Raw genomic sequence first — 23,189 nt, 5'->3', positions numbered from 1 at the left:
AATAAATCGACTAAAAACAAAAAATTAAAGTCACTTTAATAATTCTTCAAAAATTGTACAAATGGTAACATTCTAATAACTACCCAATTTTCAAAAAACTTATATCACTTGGTTTTTTTTTAAAAACTATCCTAATATTTTTTCTTTTATCTTTTGCATTTGGTGAAGATGCCTGTCAGTGTGAAAAATACAAAAGTGAACCCATTCAGTACGAGTCATTTCCCCAAAACCTTTATGCACAAAATCTTTACAAATAAGGCTAAGGTCGTTGGCTGAAACGATTTGCTGTGTAATCAACCTTGAGGCTCTAATATCATCTAACAAACGATCTATTGATTTCAAGTTTACTGAAGGAGCGATAGGATCGGGAGCATTGAATTTTTTATCAAAATTTGAAAATATGTTTTTAACAACCAAAACCTTTTCTTCCGGGTTTCTTTCTGCAGGAATGCATGTTCCCTTAAGCACCTTGTTAATGAAAGATTCCAGAATATAAATATGCTCTGCTACATCACCGGCAGACCATTGATTAGGCTCGGGCTTAACGTTGAATTCATTATCCTTAAACAGACTAATTTGATTAGTAAGCATATTTGTAGAATTATTCAATTCTTCAATCAACTCAGCTGCATTTTTCATTTTATTTGCTCTTATGAAGTATCAATAAAGGAACTTCAGTATACATAGTCATCAAACGAGTCAGATCCCCTTTTCTCAATTTCTCGAGATAATTTTTCTGATGGTTTCCCAGCACAATAAGGCCTGCATTTGTTTCATTAGCATAATCCTGAATTGCTCCGAAAACATCATTGGATTTCACTTCTGCAAATTGTACCTTCAACGTTGTTTTAATTCTGTTAAATCCTTCACTGCTTTCCAATTCATTTCTGATAACATCTATACCTTTTTCTTCGTCCTTTGCAACATACAAAAATGTAAGCTGAGCGTCAAGACTTATTGTAAAATTCCATAAAGGATGTAGTACAGCTCTGTCTTCCTTTTTAAGGTCAGTGGCATATACAATTGATTTAGGCAAATAAGGTTTTGCTGCAACAGGGAATGCAAGTACAGGGACTGATGCTTTGCTGGTTACAGATGTGGTAGTGGTTCCAAAAAAAATCTCTTTAAAACCTCCCGCCCCTTTAGTTCCCATCACAATGAGATCAGCTTTAATATCCTCAGCAAAATCCAATATTACCTGAGAAGGCTCAATACCATAAGCTACAGACACATCCACCTGCACGTCTTTGTATTCAGCCAGGATAATATTCCTTAATTCATTAAGTTTATCTTCTGCTTCTTCTTTTGATTTGTCAAATACATTATCACTCGGCTCAATTTTCTCCCCTCCAGTCAGGGTAAATTTATTTAAAACAAAAAGCTTTGTTTGAGTTTGAGATGCTATGGCAGCTGCATACTCCAAAGCTTTAAGCGAGTTTTCCGAAAAATCTACAGGACAAAGTATAACCCTCATTTAAATAAATAATTTTTTACTATTAAAAATCATATTCAAAACCACGTAATTGATTTACTATGGAAAAAATTCCTCCGTACTCCTTCCATAAAATAAAATTCAATCTAAATAGATAAACCAATCTTTTAAACTTAAGTTATCTTTTTAATATATCTATCAGAATTGGTCATTTTTATATGGGAGCTACATTGAGGAGTTTGAGAGGACTGGATTGCCTAAGCTTTTTTTTAGCCAATGTGCGTGACGGTTTAGGACCATACCTTGCCATTTACCTGTTGACTGAAAAAAACTGGAATGCAGCAGACATAGGACTGATCATGGGTTTACCGGGATTCATAAGAATATTAGTACAAACTCCTTCCGGTGCCTGGATAGATAAAACTCATCATAAAAGAAAACTTATTGTTTTCTCTTCCCTTATGATCGGAATTGCCTGTCTGATTGATGTGATTTCACCAAGCTTTATGATTATTTGCATATCACAATGTATTATAGGGCTGGCCACTTCTGTCTATACCCCAACCGTAGCAGCCATAACCCTTGGCATGGTAGGTTATGAACGACTGGCCAAACGTATAGGGAGGAATGAATCTTTTAATCACATTGGGAATGTGCTTAACGCTTTACTTGCGGGTATTATAGGTTATTATATGTTTCTGGAAGGAATATTCTATCTGGTTACCTTAATGGCTATAGCCAGCAGTATTTCTGTATTGATGATTAAAAAAAGTGACATAGATCATTCTCTTGCAAGAGGTGCCAAAGATGAAAGTAATATCCAACACAAACCAATCGGATATACAGAAATTGTAAGAGAAAAAAATATTATAATACTCCTGGTCACAGTTACCCTTTTCGGATTCTGCAATGGTTCTATGATGACTTTGGTAGGGCAGAAAATTGCTACGACGGAAAAAGAAAGTGCTTATATCTTTATGTCCTGCTGTATTATTATCGCACAATTGGTAATGATTATAATGGCCAGGCTTTCCGGAAAGCTTTCTGCAAACAGAAAAAGGAAAAGCATTTTTATGGTTTCATTTTTAATACTACCATTAAGGGCATTATTAGTGACTTTAACTGCAGATCCTGTTTATTTGACAATAACACAATTATTTGATGGTATCGCTGGAGGGATTTTTGGTGTAATGGTCATCATTATTATAGCTGATCTTACAGAAGGAACCGGAAGGTTTAACTTTATCCAGGGTGTAGTAACTGCCTGCATTGGCATAGGAACTGGCCTCAGTGCTTATATAACCGGTCAAATTTCCAATCTATTCGGTTACAACAATTGCTTTGTTGTTCTCTCAGTTGCCTCTCTTTTCACACTTATATTTGTGGTTTATTACATGCCAGAAACTAAGGATATAAGAAAATTGGCAGTTGGACTCAGATAAAAAATTATTAACAATAAATAATCAGACCCAAAAATTATTCAGCATTTTTCTTAAAGTATACCTTAAATACAGATCCTTTTCCCCTTTCGCTTTCAACTTCAATTTTACCACCTGCATTGGTAACAATTCTTTTAACTATATAAAGACCAATACCTGAGCCCTCTTTATGAGAATGAAGCTTTTTAAACATTGAAAATGCTTTATCTATTTGTGAAATATCAAAGCCTACACCATTGTCTTCTACTCTTAACAATATCATATCATGAACACAACTTGTTGTAATTTTAACTTCAGGAGTCCTTTCAGGCGAAGCAAATTTTATTGCATTGCAAATAAGATTATATAGAATACTTTTAAGATTTCTTTCAGAGAAATAAATAGTTGAACATTCTGAAAAGTCAGTGAGAATAGATGTGCTTGTTGTATCTGTCAGGTCTCTTATAAGCGAAAGAACTTCATCCAGGATTTCAGAAAAGTTAATTTCAACCACTTCATCTTCATTGCTCTTTTGAGCCCTGGTGATCTCAGTCAAATCTGTAATCACTTTTTTGAATTTATTTACAGATATGTTCATTCGAAGAAGAATTTCATTTACATCCTTATCAGAACGACAAACTTCACTCATTTCCTCGAGAAGCATATAGAGCAACCCTTCAATATTTGTGATAGGCACTTTGAGGTCATGAGAAGCTGTATAAATAAAATTATCCAGATCATTATTTATCCTGGTAAGCTCTTCATTTTTTTCTGAAAGCGTCTGTGCAAGTATCTTTCCTTCATGAATATCGACAGAAGTTCCAATCCATTTTACAATTTTTCCTTCATTATCTCTGAGAGGGGAAGCCTTACCTAAGTTCCATCTATAATCTTGCCCAGCGCCTTTCAATCGATATTGAGCATTGAACTCTTTACCCGTCTGCATACTTTCATTCCAAAGCTTTTCTACTTGAGAATAATCATCCGGATGGACCATAGATTTCCATTCCATGTTTAAAGAACCAGACTTCCTGCTTTTGGTATATTCATACCATCTTTTATTATGATAATCCACAGTACCATCGGGGTCAGCAGTCCAGAATATTTCAGGAACATTTTCAGCAAGGAATCTATATTTCTCTTCGCTTATTTTTAAGGCCTCCATTGTTAAAACCTTTTGAGTAACATTATTCTGTGTCCCCCAACCTCTCAGAAGCTTTCCCTGCTTAACAACTCCACTTATGTTACTGAGATAATAATTGAGCTTTCCATTTTTATCTACCTCAGGAGTCTGGACATCTGAAAGTCTGTAACTAGATAAAATAAAATTCTTTATCATTTCAATCTTTTCACTTTCTGGAAGTATAATAAACTTAGTAAGTCCAACTCCAATCAGTTCTTCAGCTGAATCGAATCCATGCATCCAGGCCATCATATCATTGGCCTCAGCAATATAAGCATGCTTTAGAATAAGTTTAGCCTGCACATCTGCCGGCAGAAATGTATCAACGTGATCTATATCTCGAAACTCATATCTATATATTCCTTCCGAACTATTACTGATAAAGGAGCGATAACGTTCTTCACTTCCGGAAAGCTCTGCTCCCTGTTCAACCACTTTTGTTTTAAGCTCCTGATTCGCAATACTCAATTCCCTTTGAGTAGATTGTAACTGGACGTATGCATGAAATAACTCTTCATTCTTTTGTCTAAGTTTTTCCTGATCACGTTTATGTGTTGTTATATCCATGATAGTTCCAAAAATCCTAAAAGGCTTATCATGGCTATCCCGCTCTATTCTTCCTTTATTCTGAATAGTTTTCTGAGTCTTATCAGGAAGATAAATCCTGAATTCACCTTCATAGCTGTCACTTTCTTGCAGAGCTATCGACAGATTAATATCATGTTTAATCAAATCTTCATTTGATAGTAAGGCTTTAAAATCTTCAATTGTGAAAACCTTCTTATCAGAAGGAAAACCATATATTCTATATGCTTCTTCCGTATAGACTATTTCATTTTTGATTAGATTCCATTCATAACTTCCCACATGAGCAATTTTCTGTGCTTCTACCAGCTGAAGTTCCCTATACCTCAAAGCTTCTTCTGCACTTTTTCTTGATGTAATATCCTGCAATACTCCGACAACCTGAGATACTAAACCGTCTTCATCTCTGGCAAAGGCCGTCTCTCTTGCATAAACCCATCGCCAGTTTCCTTTAGAGTCTTTAACTCTATATTCAATGTCCCTTACTTCAAAACTACGAGCATTCACAAAATTGAGGTAATGTTTTTGCAAGCGAACCAGATCTTTAGGATATATCAAAGTTATAAGAAAGTTTATATCCAACGGATTCAGCTTACTTTTGCTATAGCCAAGCGATTCAAAAAAGTTTTTACTAAAAAATTTATTCTGTCTGTTTTTAATATCGAATATATAAATCACGTTAGGAGAAGCGCTAACAACTTTTCCGATAAACTTCTTCTGCTCCTGCAACTCCTGCTCTGCCTTTTTAAAATTGGTAAAATCCATAGCATTAATAATTATCTGCTTTGTTTTACCATTATCAATTTTAAAAGGGATCGCTCTTGAGTAGAACCAACGTACCTGTCCATGCTTATCTATCATTCTAAAATCAATCTGACTTGCCTCATCTTCCTTAAATGATGAATACCCCTTCACCCTTGCCACCATTTTTTCAAGATCTTCCGGATGTACAATTGATTTCATTAAATCATCAAAAGGTACTGCAGTAAACTTTTCCCTGTCACCTAGTATACTTGTGGTATTATTGGAATAAACAACATAACCCGTTTCCAGGTCATAGATACTGATATAGGTGGGTGAGTTATCAAGAATTCTTTTCAACCTTTTATTATCTTCCTCGATCAAATCCACGATCTTTTTTCTGGCTTTTCTAAGTCGATATTGCACTGAGGATTTTCGGGCAATGAGTAACATTGAAATTACATAGGTGAGTACTGCCAACACTGCTGTACCTAATTCCTTTTCAACTAGCTCTAGCTTTTCCCCTTGAATTTTTAACCAACCAAAAATCAATGGCAATACGAATGCAAGAAATCTTAACAAGACCACTTCAGCAGGATTTTCTCCCACCAGGATGGCCATTGTTCCTTTCATAGGCCTTATAAATAGTACAGAAATAGAAAAAAGCAGAAAACAGAGACCCGAATAAAAGGACATAGGAACCCTATGAAATACTCCATAAAGATTCTTTACACCATAGATATAACCATATAATGAGAGTAAAGCCATAAGGGTAATAAAGTAATTGATGTACTGAAAATACTTTACTTTACTGTCATCATAGTCTATCCGCCATATCGTAATACCAAGCAGCATCATATTTAATGCTGTATTGGGAGCCATTTCATTCCAGGAGGTATTGTAGATTTCTTTATGAAAATTTAATTGATCTTTAAATAAAAGTACATCCAAACCCAGATTTACTCCGATGAAAAGAGAAAGTAATTTTAAAAGACCTATTAAAGAGACAACTAATACTATAGTCTTAGAGATTCTTTTGTTTTTCAGGGGAGCATTGGAATCCCAAACCAACCAAATGGCAATGCCTGTAAGTATAAAACAAATAGAAGAAAGCGGGTTCATTACAATAAATTTACCCGGTGTCAGACTCACTAAAAGGTTATAGTCTACAACACGACCAATTAGTATTAAAATAGGTATAAGTGTCCCCAACAGGCAAAATGTCTTGCCCAACCTTAATAATACAATTGCTGTTAAATCTGTAACGGGGATGGATTTTTTCTCAGCCATGACCTTCCTTTCCAACTACTAAACCCTTATTTATTTTAATAGTTTGTGAGAGAAAAAAGATTTAACATAAAATTGGCCTTTTGTCATTGCCAGATAAACTCCAATAATTCTGCAAAAATTTAATTTAGCGCCGTGCAGGGATTTAACCTTATTATTTTTTTCTTTCTCAAAAAAGCTTTACTTCAAAGGTCAATTACCTCATAACCAACAACAATCTTTTTTTAAAAAACGATAGAATAATTTATTTTTGGAGATCAAACATCTATGAGAATGAAAACTAGCTTTGTAAATGAAAATGTAGAAATGCGTATCGATAATGATATAATTTTTATAAGTCACCTCTCCGAAAATCTGCCACTGGAAGTTGCCAAAGAAATTGTAGAGCAAAGATTGAAGCTTTGCTATGGAAAAAATTTTCCACTGGTTCTTGATATGCGCAAACTAAAAAGCATAGATAAAGCCAGCAGGGAATATCTGGCACGTCCTGAGTGTATGGAAAAGCTATGGGCTGGAGCCTTTATAGTTGAAAGCCTCTTTCAGGAAATTACAGGAACTTTATATTTAAATCTGCATAAGCCTCCTATACCTGCAAAACTTTTCAGAAAAGAAAAAGAAGCAATAGAATGGATTCAAAGTTTGACACGCAGGCCCAATTAGCAATCAAACTTTTTAATTTTGCTTTCAAGATAATCAACCCGTTCTTTCAAAAAATCGATGCGAGAAGCTAGCAATAAGGTAAGATCTGCAAATGATTCAATATTTTCATACTCCCCAATCTCAATAAAATATTTATCATCAACCCTAATGATTTCAATTGAACGGTAAACATTAGGGTCATTGATTTTTTTCAGGGTAAAAGTCATAACAGTATGCTCAATCAGGCACTTTTAATATTTGAAGATTTGTTCTCAGCCTGAGATCTGTAGAACTCAACCATTTTTTTCAAATCATCATTGGTACTTGCAGCCATATCAAGAGATCGCTTATAAGCGTTAAGTGTCATTTCCTGATAACTGATGAGTACTTTCAAATTTTCGAGTTCCTTAATCAGTAATTCTGCTTCTCCTGAATTTGCATTATTATATTTTAAAACGGTCTCTTTTAACATATGACCATCTCCAAAAAGCAACCAGTAAATATTTAAGTCAGGAAGGGCATTTACTACGCTTATAAATTTATCTACTCCGTATTTTTTCCCTTTTACTATATTATAAATCTGAGTTCCTGATGTATCGCTCATCCTACCTAACTCATTAACCTTCATCTTTTTATAATCAAGAAACTCTTTAAGCCTTTTGCCTATTTCAACCAGATTATTCATGTTAGCTCAAATTTGATACAAGATAACTTTAAACAATTATAAAATAATTAAATCTATATCAAAATATTCTAAATTCTTTTTTGAATATTAATTCTGATTTGAAAAGATCAATAATGTTAAAAATTGAATTAAAAAAAATCAGTTGTATAAAAATTATATTATAATTTAATGAGATATTTTCGAATTTAATTTGACAATAAACTTTCTAAGAATTCATTCACCTTAAAATTTGAGATCATCCATTGTCTGCAAAACCGGGATAAAGGGCCATACCACCATCAACAAATATAGTAGTACCGTGAATATAGTCACTTTCATCTGACGCTAGCCAGGCAGCTATCTTAGCAACGTCTTTTGCTTCTCCCAGTCTATCATAAGGGATTAGTTCCAATACCTTTTGCTCAGCTTCTTTTGTCTCCCAAATCGGCCGGTTTATTCGGGTTTTAATGGCTCCCGGAGCTATTGCGTTAACCCTTATTTTATCTCTACCTACCTCCTGAGCCATTGATTTCATAAACATACTTACCCCACCTTTTGAACTGGAATAGTTGACATGTCCACCCCATGGTATTATTTCATGAACAGAGCTCATACAGATTATTTTACCAAGAGCACAAGAATATCCAGTAAATCCGCGTCTTCTATACTCTTTAATAGCTTCCCTGGAACAAAGAAATTGCCCGGTTAAATTTATATCCAACACGAGCTTCCAATCTTTTAGACTCATTTCTGCTATGTTTGCATCTTTCTGAATACCTGCATTATTAACTAAAATATCTATCGTACCAAAAGTATCAATCGTTTTTTTAAACATGTCTTTCACATCATCTTCATTACTCACATCCGCTTTGATGGCAATTGCCTCTCCTCCATTCTTTTCAATGCCCCTGACTATGTCAAATGCGGCCTTTTCACTTGATGAATAATTAATCACCACTTTTGCACCTTCATATGCAAGTTCGATCGCAATAGCCTCTCCTATACCCGAACTCGATCCCGTAACTATGGCAGATTGCCCTTTCAGTCTTTGAATTTTCATATCGAAATATCAAACTCCATTCAAGTATATAAGTTTAGCTCGTTCAGCGTTCAATTATTGTATTTAGACCAATCCTTATTAAATTAGATTCTGAAACGAAGGTTAAAATGAGTAAAAAGTGCTTTCAATTTGATACTGTCAGGTTTATAGCTTTTCTAAAAGTTTTCTTAAATCATTTACCTTTAGCTACATTACCTGTTTTACACGTATTTCAGAGCACCGGAACCAACAGGTTTTTTTTCGTACTCAGCGGCTTCCTGATCACCTTTGTAATTCTTAATGAGAAGGTTAAATATCAGTCATTCAATTTCATAAAATTCATTACCAAACGTACGCTAAGAGTAGTACCTCTTTATTATCTGATTATTGCCTTTGCTTTTCTGACCCCTGCAATTCTCAGTTTGTTGCAACTACCATCATCAAACAAAGGATATGATCCGGAACTCATATGGTCTGTAACTTTTATGGAAAACTACAAGATGATGTTTGAAAGAGATTCAGCTAATGTATCCCCTTTAAGCGTTGTCTGGAGTCTTTGTACTGAGATTCATTTTTACATTTTGTGGGGGCTGGCTTTTCTTTTCCTTAAGCCTAAAAATTCTTTATATCTTATTGGTTTAGCTTTAATAATAGCCACACCTTTCAGAATCCTTTATAATAGCCATGCTTTGGTTGCTGCAGACCTTGCAAGTAATCTGGACTATTTTGCCTTCGGAGCAATACCAGCTTATCTGTATGTTATGCGAAATCATAATTTTGAAGAATGGCTCAGCTATGTTCCCAATATCTTTAAAATTTTCATTTATGTAATAGCTGTCTTATTTGTATTCGTCGTCCCTCAATTTAACTTTCCTTATAAGTACGTCATTGAACCATTGTGCTTCGGAATTATTTTTATGTTTGTCATTTCATTCCTGACAACGATAAAAACCGAAGAGACCAAAAGCAACAGACTCTTCTCCTACTTGGGAACATTCACGTATGGAATGTATATTTATCACACCATAGTAATTAATCTCATGATAAAAATCTTTAGCATGTTAGGTTTAGAGGAGGACAATATGCTTAACATATTCCTTCTGTCCGCTTCCTGCCTTCTGATAACCATCGGAATAAGCGTTGTCTCTTATCATCTATTTGAAAAACATTTTTTACACTTAGGAGAAAAATCAGAGAATACAGATTCATTGGCATACCTAAAGAAGTAATTCGTATTTATAGATACTTCATAATAAATCTGATAATAAACTTTACCTTTTTGTTATATGGTGGATAAATCAGCTTTGCTGCAGTAAAACCTACTCTCTGTTTCAAAATTGCTTTTTCGTTAGAGAATGCCTTAAAGCCACAATATCCATGAGACTTTCCTATACCACTATAATTTACGCCTCCAAAAGGAAGGTAAGGATGCACAAAATGTAATGTTGTATCATTGACAGATATGGCTCCCGAAGATAGACTCTGTGATATATAATTCACAGTATCATGATCCTTTGAAAAAACATAAAGAGCTAATGGTTTGTGGTTCCCCCTTATAAAATTTATTGCCTCTGATATTTTTCTATATCCAACAATCGGAAGGACAGGTCCGAATATTTCAGTTTTAAGAATATTGGCTTCCCATGATACATTTGTGAGAATCACCGGAGGTACAAAATTTTCATGCGGTGGAATTTTTTCAAGAAGATTTATTGCTCCTGAAGCTATTGAGGTATTTATAATTTCACACAATCTATCTACATGCTTTTGATTGATGATAGAAGCCAGATCTTTCATTTTTCCACTTTTAAAATCAGGATAAAATTTATGAAAATAGTCTAATAATATTTTCTCAAATTTTTCTTTAACCTTATAATCTATAAAAATTGAATTTACCGATAAACATGACTGTCCTGCATTCAAGAACTTCCCAAACAAAATCTTCTGAGCAGCATCTTTAAGATCGGCGCTATCATCAATGATAAGTGGATTGCAACCTCCTAATTCCAGGGTCACAGAGCTCAGGTTTTCTGCTGCAGCTTTCATGACCTTTTTTCCTACTTCTGTACTGCCTGTAAAAAAGATATGATTAAAAGGGAGCTTCAATAATGCTTCTGCAACTTCAGCTTCTCCTGAAACTACTTTTACTTCTTTTTCAGAAAACAAACCTTCTATCATCTTTACAATGATTGTTGTAGTCGCTCCTGAGTACTCGGAAGGTTTAAGCATCACACAATTGCCGGCAGCAATCGCAGAGACCAACGGTCCGATTGATAAGTTAAATGGAAAGTTCCAGGGCGAAATAATCAGCACGACTCCCATTGGCTCCAAGACAACTGAAGGTTTCACGCCATACATAGCAGTAATATTCTCAACCCTTCTATCCTTCACCCACTCATCAATCTTTTCCAATGTATGATCGATTTCCCACAACACAGGTTTAATATCACCAAAATCAGCTTCTGGTTCCGGTTTACGCAGGTCTTCATATAAAGCGTCTCTAATTTCCTTTTGGTTGTTTAATATCCATTTCCTGATACTTTTCAACTTTTGTTTTCTGAATCGGATTTCCTGATATCTTAGATGCTCATTAAAAAAAATGCGCTGCTGTTCAAAAATTTGCTTGAGTGAGTAATCCATATAACTCTGTTTTATCAATATTACCGGCCCTTTAAAAATAAAAAAAGGAACTTAATGTTTGTTCCTTTTTTTCAAAATATCCTTTTAAAATACACAGTAACCCAAAGGCCTTTGCTGAAGAACATCGCGTCCAATTTATTTTTTAATTTTTCATTCTTTGATTCTTAGTTACAGAAAGCATAGCAACAGTTTGAGCAAGAGCAACAAAATATTTCCTGGAATATTTGCTCTTGTTCAAACTCTTGCTCTTTTATTCCCCCTCCCCCTGCTTCATTTTGGCAAACAGATAATAAGCTCCCCTTTTTACAATCATTTTATTATTTAATGAATAAACGGGCTCAACTTCTACATATCCCAAATCATTTACACCTGTTTTAACCTCTTCCATCCTGAAAATGTAGGTCTTTCCTGCTTCACTCTTCTTTTCTTCAGTTAATACAAAGATATATTCATTCTCCCCCATATTTATGACAGCGTCTTCCGGTAAAGCATTCACTTCATTGGCTCCGATATCGATAAGCCCGTGAACATAGATCCCCGGAACCAATTCAGTATTGCCAGTAATTTCAGTATGCACTGGTAATGCTCTGGTTTGAGGATTGATTGTTTTACCCACAGAAAATACATAACCCTCAATATTCTTATCACCACCTGATGGAAGAGAGAATAATACCTTTTGTCCCTGCTTTACTTTATACCAGTCCTTTTCGAAAACATTCAATTCAACATGAAGGTGACTATTATCTACCACCTCAAAGAGCTGAATAGCAGGTTGTGCAAAGCTTCCAATATTGACATTGATTTCTGTGATAAATCCATCAATGGGTGATTTCACAGAAACAGATGAAGCTATAATCCCATTATTAAGGTTAGCAATGGATATGTTCAATTTATCCAACTGATCTTTTAAAGAAGCTAGTCTGCTTTTCTCAGCCTTGAAGTTTGCTTCAGCTTGTTGAAATACTTTGCCAGCAGAAACATTTTCCTTATAAAGTTCTTTCTGTCGTTCATATTCCTTTTCAAGAAATGCCATATTATCTTTAGCTTTAAGGTATTCTTCCTGTATCCTTGTAAAATCAGGATGTTCAAGCACAGCTAGTGTTTGTCCTTTTTTTACATATTTACCTTGTATAACATTTACAGACTTTACAACACCTCCTATAAAAGTAGAAACAAAAGCTTTCCTTTGAGGTGGCACTTCCAGGTATCCGTTTGCTTTTACAACACTTTTAAGATTCTTCTTATCAAAGCTTCCAAGTTGAATATCAGCTGTAGTAAATTGATCTCGGGACAATTCTACCACTTTCAATTCTTCACCGCTCTTTGTTGTATCAGCAACCTCTGCTTGCTCAGAAGTTCTGGATGAAGCTTCTTCTTTTTTTGAATTGCACAGTGTAAAAAGAAAAAGAGAAACTATAAACAATACTATTTTATAAACTTTCATAATTAATTTCCTCCTGCTATAAAGTCAATGGCAATGACGGTTTGATTGTAATTATTGATTGTATCAAGATAGCCTGATTTTATAGATAAGGCTCTGCTTAAACCCTGAAGATATTCTACATATCCAATCTGGCCAGCTCTGAAAGCCTTCTGTGAATTAATGATAATTAGATCGGCCTGTTTAAGACCAATTGATTCATAATAACTAAGGCTACTGAGATTCTTCTTAAACTGTTGCATAAGTATGGAATATTCACCTTCAAGGTTCTTAGAATTGTATTCAAGCAAACTTTCAGTTACTTTCTGGTTCAATTTTGCATTAGCGATTCTTGCTTGATAAGGTTTAAAAATAACAGGAACCGAAATTCCCGCCATTATTCCCTGAAACCTATATCCGGGCCCGAAATATCTTTCTGCTCCGTTTATACTTTGCACGCCCTGTAAAGTCTGATTAAAATATCCGAAACTGAAATCAGGCAAGAACCTCGCCCTTTCAACTCCAACTAAAGCTTTGCCCACTTTCAACTGCTGACGCATATAACGAAGTAACGGATTTGCATAAACAGAAGCTTTATCCGGAGATACTGAAAGCACTAGCTTTTCAAATTTTTCAGTAGTGATGATACTATCCGAAACATTCAAATAAACTTTTAATTGCTTTTGATAAATCTGCATGTCCGCCTGATTCTTTAAAATAAGATTCCTGAACTCTGCTACTTGAGCTTCAGCTGTAAGCTTTTCAAGGTAATTAGACTCTCCGGTTTTAAATCGAAGATCTGCGGCTTTCATAAAATCATTATAGATGCTATCTTCATAATTGAGCAGCATATGCCTTGACTCAAAATAAAGCAGGTTATAATAAGCGCTCCTAACATTTTTCTTTAGTTCATTACCTGTAACATCCGCCTTCACTTCTGAGGCTTTCACCTGCTCTTTATAATAATTATTCTGGCTAGAATAAAGTATTGGAAAGGCAACAGACTGATTGATGGTTATGTTATTATCATTATTAAGGCTATTGAATTGCCCATACATAAGACTGATATTGGTCTTTGGAATATCAAGATAAGTTTTCTTCAAAGATTCCTGAGCTTTAATATCATACCTTGCGGCAGTCATAGAAGGATTGTTTTGAAGAGCAATATTAAATGCTTCCTCAGATGTTAATGCCTTTCCTGTATTCTGTCCGAAACCTGAAGTTATAGAAGAAAGAAAAAATAAAGGAATCAATACAAATGATTTACTTAATCCTGAACCATTACTTTCCTCCACATTTTTATAAAAGAGGGTATAAAGCACAGGTAATACCACCAATGTAAGCAGCGTTGCAGATATAAGTCCACCTATCACAACTGTAGCCAAAGGTTTTTGAACTTCAGCTCCGGAGGTATTGGACAATGCCATTGGCAAGAATCCCATTGAGGCAACGGAAGCAGTCATGATTACAGGTCTTAATCTCATTTCAGTGCCTTTCAGAACTCTTTCGTAAACGTTTTCAACACCTTCTGCTTTAAGTTGATTAAAATAACTGATCAATACCATACCATTTAGCACAGCTACACCGAACAAAGCTATAAAACCCACGCCTGCTGAAATGCTGAAAGGCATGTCTCTTAAAAGCAATGCAAAAACACCACCTATAGCAGAGAAGGGTATTGCAGTAAAAATCAGCATGGTTTCTTTTAATGATTTGAAAGTAAAAAACAGAATAATTAATATAAGCCCAAGTGCTACTGGAACTGCCAAAGAAAGTCTCTGTTTGGCTTCAACAAGGTTTTCAAACTGTCCACCATAAGTGACAAAATATCCTGCAGGAAGGTCTAGCTTTGAATCGAGCTTATTGCTTATTTCCTGAACCATAGATTCCACATCACGATCACGGACATTGACACCAATCACAATTCGTCTTTTTGTATCTTCTCTTGAAATCTGTATAGGTCCTTCAGAATATTCAATGTCAGCAACCTCTGTTATTGGGATTTGCATGCCAGATGGAAGCACTACATACATTCCTTTTACATCTTGTATATCTCTTCTGAAGGGTTCCTGTAATCGCATTACCAGATCAAATCTTTTTTCCCCTTCAAAAACTTCTCCTGCAACTGCTCCGGCAAATGAAGTTCTTACCACATCATTCACGTCAGAGATAGCAAGGCCATACTGGGCAATTTTTCCTCGCTTGTATTTCACGGTAATTTGAGGAAGACCTGTTACAGGTTCAACATAAATATCTGAGACACCTTTGATATCTTTGATTAGGTTTGCAACCTGATTTGCCTTAGATGCCAGAACTTCCATATCTTCTCCGAAAATCTTTATGGCAAGATCCTGCTTAGCTCCAGTCATAAGCTCATTAAATCTCATTTGTATTGGTTGCTGAAATCCGAAATTAACTCCGGGGAGGCGCTCTAACTCTTTGGACATTTTTTCTGCAAGCTCTTCTCTTGTCTCTGCAGAAGTCCATTCATCCTTATCTTTCAATATGATCATAAGATCGCATGCTTCCATAGGCATAGGATCAGTTGGTATTTCAGCTGTACCAATTTTTCCCACAGTCATTTTAACTTCAGGGAATTTCTTTAAAATGATATCTGATGCCCTTAATGAGGTTTCAATTGTTTGTGACAACGAGCTTCCTGGCAGAAGTCTTGTCTCTACTGCAAAATCCCCTTCTTCAAGAGTTGGAAGAAACTCACCGCCCATATTTATAAAAAGCAAGACGCTTATCCCAAGTAATGCTATTGCAATACTTACGATAAATATTCTCGCATTCAGTGCAGCTTTAATGACAGGGTGATAAACTTTTTGCAACGCTTCCATTATTTTATCAGAAAAGTTTTTATGCTGAGATATCTTTTTACTCAAAAACAAAGAAGCCATCATAGGCACATAGGTAACACATAGTATAAGTGCTCCAAGAATTGCGAATGAAACCGCCTGGGCCATTGGTCTGAACATTTTTCCTTCTATACCAACAAGAGCCAGAATAGGGAGATAAACAATAAGAATAATAATCTGTCCAAATGCTGCAGAATTCATCATCTTGGTTGCAGAGCCATATATTTCCTCATTCATTTCATTCTGAGTAAGTCTTCTGTTGAGGGATGGGTGCTTCAATACAAGGTTATGAATAACACTTTCAACTATGATTACTGCACCATCTACAATAAGGCCGAAATCGATAGCACCAAGACTCATGAGATTACCAGATACGCCAAAAAGGTACATCATGCTTATCGCAAAAAGCATCGATAGAGGGATTACCGATGCAACTATCAATCCTGCTCTGATATTTCCAAGAAATACAACCAGTACAAAAATGACTATTAAGGCTCCTTCTATAAGATTTTTTGAAACTGTTTTAATAGCTCGATCAACTAGGTCGGACCTGTCAAGGAAGGGCACTATCTCAATACCTTCAGGAAGTGATTTGGATATCTTTGCTATGCGTTCCTTTACATTTCCTACTACTTCAGCAGAGTTTTCTCCTTTCAGCATCAATACTATCGCCCCTACTACTTCTCCTTTGTCGTTGTAGGTCATAGCACCATACCTGTTTGCAAACCCCATTCTCACTTCTGCAACATCCCTCATTAATACAGGTATACCATTGACGTTTTTAACAACGATTTCATCAATATCAGTTGTATCTTCAATAAGTCCTACGCCTCTAATAAAATAGGCTGTAGGCTTTTTATCGATATATGCCCCTCCTGTATTCTGATTGTTTAACTGTAGTGCTTTGAAAATTTCCGAAATGGTAACATTCATTCCGCGTAGCTTTTCCGGATTCATGGCAACTTCATACTGTTTTACGAAGCCGCCAAAAGAGCTCACTTCCGCCACCCCTTTGGTTCCCAGCAATTGGCGCTTTACAATCCAATCTTGAATGGTTCTGAGATCCATGGCAGAGTATTTATTCTCATAGCCAGGTTTAGCTCTCACAATATATTGGAATATTTCTCCCAGCCCCGTAGTTACAGGAGCCATTTCCGGATTACCTAACCCTTGGGGAATTTCTCCCTGAGCCATTGTAATCCTTTCTCCCACCATCTGACGGGCAGCAAGCATTTCCACTTCATCTTTAAAAACAATGGTAATTACTGAAAGACCGAACCTGGAAACAGACCTGATTTCAATAACACCTGGTATCGTTGCCATTTGCAGCTCGACCGGATAGGTTATAAATCGTTCTATTTCCTCTGCAGCCAACGTTGGGGAAAATGTAATTACCTGTACCTGATTATTGGTAATATCAGGTACGGCATCGATCGGAAGGTTTTTAAGGGAATACCCTCCAAAAGCCAATAAAATGGCTATAAAAAACCCGACAATCAATTTATTCTGAATACTAAATCGAATGATCTTATTAATCATAATAATCTATTACTTAATGAAATAAAAGCTACCATCACCACCTGGATCTAGGGTGACAGAAGCAACAAAACTTATAAAGATGGGAAAGGATTAAACCTTAGGTGGTTTAAAGGTAGAAAGTGATACTTCTAAAAAATAATCCCTTTTATAAAAAGAGAAATAGAATGTTTCCTTTTTGAAAGTCCTAAAATTCAATTCAAAAGGAAAGGTAATAGTAAAAGTTAACGGAGGATAATTGTGATGGTAAAACGGCAGATCCGGATTATTGGCATCATGCGCATGGCTGCTTCCATAATGCATTTTCAAAAAATCCACAAAACTGAAATCACCAGAGGCTGTTTTCTTGTGTTCCAGATAATGACTTATCAAAGAGGGCACTTTAAAAACTTCCTCCATATCATTGCAAAACAATCCTCCTAAGAAAAGAAGCATTGCCATGGTTATGGATATAAATGATTTCATTTCCATAAAAATAAGATATTTTTTTTAATACTCAGGAAATCATTTTTTCAAACTAGTTTCAGACATTCATGTTCACAATTACACAATCATTTCATAATCAAACTCTAAGAAAAATATTAAAAAAAAGGCTCAATGCTTTTGCAAAGAGCCTTTACTATTAATATTTCAAATTAAGAATATTATTCAATTTCTACTGTAAAGGTAACTTCCACATCAGTTGAACCAAGCAGTTCATTTCCATTTCCTGATTTTGGCTTTTCTTCTCCCTGATGCTTCAGAATTACTTCAAGGCTTCCTGTGCTTGGCTCCCCCGTCTTGACTATGCTTTTTAACCCTATAGGCACTCCATTTTCATCCGCATCATCATATGAAACAGTAAGATTTGCATCCTGAACTTTATAGAAAAACTGGTGTGCATCTCCTTCTTCTCTAACTTCATTGGAAATAGTATCTGCTGGAGTTTTTGATTCATCCAGCAAAAGTATTTCTGCTGAATAGGTTGTATTTGCTTTTAACTTCATTGACTCTACAAATGGAGAAAGTGAATTTCTAAGTCCCTGAATCTGTCTGTAAGTAACTTTGATCTGATCTGCAGGATCCGCAGTATTAATTAGCATTACCTGCACTGTGGTGATCATTTCATTTTCATTAGGATTCTCAGGATTAGCAACATTATCATCATCCTTTTTACAAGCAGTAAAAGATAAAACAGTGCTTAGAAACAACAGAATTATAAGATTATTAAAGTTCATAAATTTTAAAGGTTTAGAAATTATTTTTAGATAAATCGAAAGGGACTTTTAACCTGACCACAAAGTTTCTTCCAGGTTCATCAGTAAAGTATCTGAAAGCATCCAGATAATCCCTGTACTTTTTGTTGAGAAGATTATAAACAGTAAATGTAAAATAGAGCTCTTGTTTACCTGCCATCACTCCAAAGCCTGTTTCCAGTGACCATAGCACATATCCTTTGGGTGCAGCCTTAATATCCTGGTTGGAAGGAACATTTTTCTTTTGAAGAACTATTGTATTTCCTACTTTGAAATAGCTTTCTTTTAAGGAATGAATGAAGTTAAAAGAATACTTCAGCCCATTTTCCATGTTAGCAGGAGGAGTCAAAATAATACCTTCATGAGCTTTAGTGTTATAAGCCCTAAGTAAAGACAACCTTGTGCTGAATATAAAATGTCTGCTCAATGAATCGTTAAAAGTTAAATCTGCTCCTGTAAATATGGCATTTGTCTGCAGATACCTGAATACAGGGAAAGTCCCTCTTATCGTTTGCTCATATTCGAATACATAATTGTATGATAAAGTATCAAGAACACGACCTGGAACCAGATAGATATAATCCATTATATAATTGTTATATAAATTAACTTCTCCATAAATTTTCTTAATCTTATAATCAAATGTAAGAGAAGTGTTATATGCATATTCTGAATTAAGCTTTTTATCTCCCTTTTCAATTCTCGAAGTGCCGTGGTGCAAACCATCGCTGAACAGTTCATTAACAGCAGGAGGTCTGAAACATGAACCAACATTCAATTTCACTTTCAGATGTTCGTTAATTGTTTTAACAGCTCCTAGTGTTCCGGAGATGTTAGAGAATATAAACGAAGGAGAAATAATAATTCCATTTTCATATTTATAAACACGCATCCATTTATAATCATAGCGTAGACCACCTTCTATCTCCAGACTTTCTATCTTTCTTCTTTCTGTTAGAAAGACACCTCCGGCATAGCTTTTAAAATTAGGAATGAAAGATCCACGTGTTGTATTTGCTTGTTGAATAAAACTAAGCCCCCAGGTGCCAGAATACTTTTTAAAATAATTCTGATTCAGATAGAGTGTTCCGGTATAGGTCGTGATTTTAAATCTTGATTGAGGACCATCTTTAAATTGATCCTTATAAGGTCTGTGCTTATCATATTCTGATCTGTCGTTAAACTGACGGGCCAGAATCAATTCCAAACTACTTTTATTATGGAACTTTCGAAAAGCATGTAATCTTCCGAGTTCATGAAAGACCTTTTGATAAGGTCTGTCAACAACATAACTAAATCCCGAAGTTTCAAGAGGAACAGGACTTTCAATTGCCCTCTTCAGATCGGTAAGGTTTCCAATATGAGAAGCTGAAAGTATTCCTATATTCGAATTAAACTGACTATAGAAAACATCTACGCCCCATTCCTCCCTTTTATAACCGGCAGCCCAGGAGAAGTTCTGTTCTCTGAACGCTGTATTTTTCATATAATAGTCGGGAGTTTTTGAATTGCCAGCCTGTTTTAAGGTCCCTTGAAGTCTGAAGCTGAGGCCCTTTAATTGTCTTACGCTATAATCAATAATACCAGAAACAACACCTTCTCTGTTATTTGAAAATCCGGCAAGGTTGAATTCACCTCCTACCCCGCTTTTAGTTCGCAGAGGCCTTGGCTCCACAAGTATTACACCGCCAATTGCGTCAGAGCCATATAGAACTCCTGAAGCGCCTTTAACGACCTTAATCTTATCAGCTATAAATGGATCTATCTCCGGTGCATGCTCGGAGCCCCATTGCTGTCCTTCCTGCCTTACACCATTATTCAGAATCAGCACTCTGTTTCCATACATCCCCTGAATAACAGGCTTGAAAATAGATGGGCCGGTTTGCAAAGTATTAACTCCTGCTATCCCCTTAAGAGATTCACCTAAAGAAAAACCTCTGGTTCTGTCAAGCGCCCTTCCTGCAACCTCCTGAACACTTAGACTGCTTTCATAAACAGGCCTGGATGATGTTACTATTATAGATTCCAGCAAACACGAATCTGAGTGAAGGATAAATGTTTTATAAAGATTCTCATTCATGTCGAGGGTTTGAACGATCGTCTTATAGCCAAGAAAAGTAACAGTAATCTTATACTTCCCCTTACAAAGGTTTGTGAGATGGAAATGACCTGCATCATCAGAAACAGTTCCAGCACCGCCATCAATTACAATCATGGCACCAGGCAATATAGCATTGGTTTCTCCGTCTTTAACATCTCCCTCAAGCCTATACCTGCAGGTATTCGCAACAGTTGAATCTCCCTGGGCATAGGTTATTGAGGAAAACAGTAAAAGACCAAATACCAAAAGTATCTGTACTTTCATTTTCCTTAATGATTATAAAATAGAATAAAATTAAAAGAATTAAATACCCATGTACCAGGTATTCAAAATATAGAAAAGTAAATCAGCAAACAGGAGGAGCTCTACCTGATCTAAAAAAAGTGGCTTTATCAAAGGAAAAAACAATAAAGTCTCCCTTTAAATCAAGATGCCTATGCAGGAATGACAAAGTATGAATATCCTGATAGAAAACATCATGATACAGATCAATTGAACAGACTTTACATTTTTCCTTAGAAACTTCTATGCTAAGTTCCTTTGAAGATTTTTCACTATGATGATGGAAATAATTAACTGCTACCTGAGTAAACAATATGCTTATCAGGATCAATAGAGGAAGAACTTTATATTTAAGAAATTTTTCCAAGCAGTCAGAAGAAATGATGACTATACAAATATATACAATAAACTTCACCATCCAACTTCTTCACATACATTAAAAATTCGTATAAATCTTTTACCAAAAGATGTTGATAATAAGGCTTCCAGATTTTTTTTTATTCTTTATTTGGCCATTTTCTGTTCTAACATGTTATTGAAATATACTCCCGGAAGAACAGAGGGAGCGTTTTACGGCATGAAAAAAGATAACGAACAACCTGAGGAAAACATCCCTGAAAAGAGCGAAAAAAAGAGTGGAAATTTCTTTCGTACACTTGGAGAATTAACAGTATTCAGCTCTCGTTTCTTTGCACTGGTATGGTATCCTCCTTATGAGATTGATGAATTATTCACTCAAATCTTCAGGCTTGGATATAAGTCCCTTTTCCTGGTGAGTACAACAGCCTTTATTATTGGATTTGTAATGTCATTGCAGCTATACCCTTCCATGAAGACCTTTGGTGCAGAAGATCTGATACCCAACATGGTTGCTATTGCTGTTATCAGGGAAATCGGACCTGTGCTTACAGGCCTTATCTGCGCAGGCAAAACAGGATCCGGAATTGGTGCTGAGATAGGATCCATGAAAGTTACAGATCAGATAGACGCTATGTCTATATCAGGAGTTGACCCCTATAAATATCTTGTAGTAACTAGAGTATTGGCAATGACTATAACAATGCCTTTCCTTGTAATCTATTCTGCAGGACTATCCCTTATAGGATCATATGTGGCTGTAAACATAACAGATGACATGAGTGTCACAATGTATATTAACTCTGCATTTGACTACATGTACTTCTATGACTTTGTTCCATCGATTTTTAAAGCGTTTTTCTTTGGATTTACTATAGCTATGGTTTCGTGTTTCTATGGTTACAGAGCTGACTATGGAACTGTCGGTGTAGGGAAAGCTGCTAATGCTTCGGTTGTCATTTCTTCATTGATAATCTTTTTTCTTGACATGCTGGCAGCTCAGTTGTCGCATTATTACCAAAGCAATTTTGTATGATAGAGAATGTCATTGAAGTGAAAGACCTGTATAAGTCATTTAAGGGAAAGATGGTTCTTGACGGGATTAATATTAGCTTAAAGAGAAAAGAAAATTTATGTATCATTGGAAAATCCGGATCTGGAAAATCAGTTCTACTCCGCTCTATTATTGGATTGTTTGAACCAGATTCAGGATATATCAGTGTTTTCGGAAAAAACCTGGATGATTTACATGAAGAAGAAGTCATTTCGTTGCGCAAAAAAGTTGGGTATTTATTTCAGGAAGGAGCACTTTATGACTCTATGAATGTAGAAGAAAACCTTGCCTTTCCTCTGAAAAGACAACCTCACCCTAAATCACATAAAGAAATCAAAGCAGCAGTGCGCCTTGCACTTCAGAGAGTAGGATTATTAAGTTCCATTAATAAAATGCCACAGGAACTTTCCGGAGGAATGAAGAAAAGGATAGCACTGGCACGTACATTAATTCTTGAACCTGAGGTAATTTTATATGATGAACCCACCACTGGACTCGACCCTGTAACATCTAAAGAAATAATAGAGTTAATATTAGAGATGAGGGCCACAAATGGAATTTCGGCTATCATAGTGACACATGATATGTATTGTGCAAGACTTACTGCTGACAGGATATTACTCCTGAATAATGGTAAGATGGATGTGGAAGGATCCTTTGATGAGTTGAAGAGATCAGATCAAGAGTGGGTAAGGGCTTTCTTTGAATAGAGAAG

At 35.6% G+C, this 23,189-nt stretch carries 18 protein-coding genes; 5 read left to right on the top strand and 13 right to left on the bottom strand.

Translation table 11 applies throughout. The features are described 5' to 3' along the window. Positions 1 to 126: 126 nt before the first annotated feature. Together K350_RS0107100 and K350_RS0107095 are read right to left on the bottom strand one after the other, a co-directional pair. Positions 127 to 639 carry a DinB family protein gene (locus K350_RS0107100; protein WP_028979310.1) on the bottom strand — a complete coding sequence of 171 codons (513 nt, stop codon included), beginning with the start codon at positions 637 to 639 and terminating at the stop codon, positions 127 to 129. Position 640: 1 nt separating this feature from the next. After that, positions 641 to 1,474, bottom strand: a complete 834-nt coding sequence (locus K350_RS0107095; RefSeq protein ID WP_028979309.1) for a universal stress protein — start codon at positions 1,472 to 1,474, stop codon at positions 641 to 643. A gap of 176 nt (positions 1,475 to 1,650) precedes the next feature. Here K350_RS0107095 and K350_RS0107090 point away from each other — a divergent pair, with 176 nt between their 5' ends. Next, positions 1,651 to 2,874: an MFS transporter gene (locus tag K350_RS0107090; protein WP_037574473.1), complete on the top strand. Its 1,224-nt coding sequence runs from the start codon at positions 1,651 to 1,653 to the stop codon at positions 2,872 to 2,874. Between the two features lie 34 nt (positions 2,875 to 2,908). On the opposite strand, the gene K350_RS30905 is transcribed toward K350_RS0107090, so the two are convergent. Further along, positions 2,909 to 6,649, bottom strand: coding sequence for a PAS domain-containing protein (locus tag K350_RS30905; protein ID WP_081670924.1), 3,741 nt, complete (start codon positions 6,647 to 6,649; stop codon positions 2,909 to 2,911). 270 nt (positions 6,650 to 6,919) lie between these two features. Between K350_RS30905 and K350_RS0107080 the strand changes: the two genes are divergently transcribed. Next, positions 6,920 to 7,306 carry a DUF7793 family protein gene (locus K350_RS0107080; RefSeq protein WP_037574470.1) on the top strand — a complete coding sequence of 129 codons (387 nt, stop codon included), beginning with the start codon at positions 6,920 to 6,922 and terminating at the stop codon, positions 7,304 to 7,306. Here the strand turns inward: K350_RS0107080 and K350_RS0107075 are convergent. From K350_RS0107075 to K350_RS0107065, 3 genes are all read right to left on the bottom strand, one after another. Continuing rightward, entirely contained in the window at positions 7,303 to 7,512 is a 210-nt protein-coding gene (locus K350_RS0107075; RefSeq protein WP_028979306.1) for a hypothetical protein, read from the bottom strand. The genes K350_RS0107080 and K350_RS0107075 overlap by 4 nt on opposite strands. 14 nt (positions 7,513 to 7,526) lie before the next feature. Further along, on the bottom strand, positions 7,527 to 7,970 hold the full coding sequence (locus tag K350_RS0107070) for a helix-turn-helix domain-containing protein (protein WP_028979305.1): 444 nt from the start codon (positions 7,968 to 7,970) through the stop codon (positions 7,527 to 7,529). A gap of 235 nt (positions 7,971 to 8,205) precedes the next feature. After that, positions 8,206 to 9,009: an SDR family oxidoreductase gene (locus tag K350_RS0107065; protein ID WP_028979304.1), complete on the bottom strand. Its 804-nt coding sequence runs from the start codon at positions 9,007 to 9,009 to the stop codon at positions 8,206 to 8,208. A 107-nt stretch (positions 9,010 to 9,116) separates the two neighbouring features. Between K350_RS0107065 and K350_RS27815 the strand changes: the two genes are divergently transcribed. Beyond that, a complete protein-coding gene (locus K350_RS27815) occupies positions 9,117 to 10,217 on the top strand; it encodes an acyltransferase family protein (protein WP_051312945.1) in 1,101 nt (366 codons plus the stop codon). Positions 10,218 to 10,224: 7 nt separating this feature from the next. Here K350_RS27815 and K350_RS0107055 read toward each other — a convergent pair whose 3' ends face one another. From K350_RS0107055 to K350_RS32705, 7 genes are all read right to left on the bottom strand, one after another. Beyond that, positions 10,225 to 11,628: an aldehyde dehydrogenase family protein gene (locus K350_RS0107055; protein ID WP_037574467.1), complete on the bottom strand. Its 1,404-nt coding sequence runs from the start codon at positions 11,626 to 11,628 to the stop codon at positions 10,225 to 10,227. A gap of 250 nt (positions 11,629 to 11,878) precedes the next feature. Next, complete coding sequence (locus tag K350_RS0107050; protein ID WP_051312944.1) at positions 11,879 to 13,072, bottom strand: efflux RND transporter periplasmic adaptor subunit; 1,194 nt, start codon at positions 13,070 to 13,072, stop codon at positions 11,879 to 11,881. Between the two features lie 2 nt (positions 13,073 to 13,074). Continuing rightward, on the bottom strand, positions 13,075 to 17,448 hold the full coding sequence (locus K350_RS0107045; RefSeq protein WP_028979301.1) for a CusA/CzcA family heavy metal efflux RND transporter: 4,374 nt from the start codon (positions 17,446 to 17,448) through the stop codon (positions 13,075 to 13,077). A gap of 90 nt (positions 17,449 to 17,538) precedes the next feature. After that, on the bottom strand, positions 17,539 to 17,916 hold the full coding sequence (locus K350_RS27810) for a hypothetical protein (RefSeq protein ID WP_051312943.1): 378 nt from the start codon (positions 17,914 to 17,916) through the stop codon (positions 17,539 to 17,541). A gap of 173 nt (positions 17,917 to 18,089) precedes the next feature. After that, positions 18,090 to 18,662 (bottom strand): hypothetical protein, encoded by a 573-nt coding sequence (locus tag K350_RS0107035; protein WP_037574464.1) that lies wholly within the window; start codon positions 18,660 to 18,662, stop codon positions 18,090 to 18,092. 13 nt (positions 18,663 to 18,675) lie between these two features. After that, positions 18,676 to 21,045 carry a TonB-dependent receptor gene (locus K350_RS0107030; RefSeq protein WP_028979299.1) on the bottom strand — a complete coding sequence of 790 codons (2,370 nt, stop codon included), beginning with the start codon at positions 21,043 to 21,045 and terminating at the stop codon, positions 18,676 to 18,678. Positions 21,046 to 21,127: 82 nt separating this feature from the next. Then, positions 21,128 to 21,430, bottom strand: coding sequence for a hypothetical protein (locus K350_RS32705; RefSeq protein WP_211236725.1), 303 nt, complete (start codon positions 21,428 to 21,430; stop codon positions 21,128 to 21,130). A gap of 162 nt (positions 21,431 to 21,592) precedes the next feature. On the opposite strand from K350_RS32705, the gene K350_RS0107020 reads away from it, so the two are divergent. Together K350_RS0107020 and K350_RS0107015 are read left to right on the top strand one after the other, a co-directional pair. Beyond that, complete coding sequence (locus K350_RS0107020) at positions 21,593 to 22,456, top strand: MlaE family ABC transporter permease (RefSeq protein ID WP_211236724.1); 864 nt, start codon at positions 21,593 to 21,595, stop codon at positions 22,454 to 22,456. Next, complete coding sequence (locus K350_RS0107015) at positions 22,453 to 23,184, top strand: ABC transporter ATP-binding protein (RefSeq protein ID WP_028979296.1); 732 nt, start codon at positions 22,453 to 22,455, stop codon at positions 23,182 to 23,184. The genes K350_RS0107020 and K350_RS0107015 overlap by 4 nt, the downstream gene beginning before the upstream one ends. Positions 23,185 to 23,189 lie beyond the last annotated feature (5 nt).

It is taken from the genome of Sporocytophaga myxococcoides DSM 11118 (genome assembly GCF_000426725.1).
GTDB lineage: Bacteria > Bacteroidota > Bacteroidia > Cytophagales > Cytophagaceae > Sporocytophaga > Sporocytophaga myxococcoides.
Note: the sequence above shows the minus strand (reverse complement) of the source record. Positions and strands in the feature narration are given on the sequence as shown.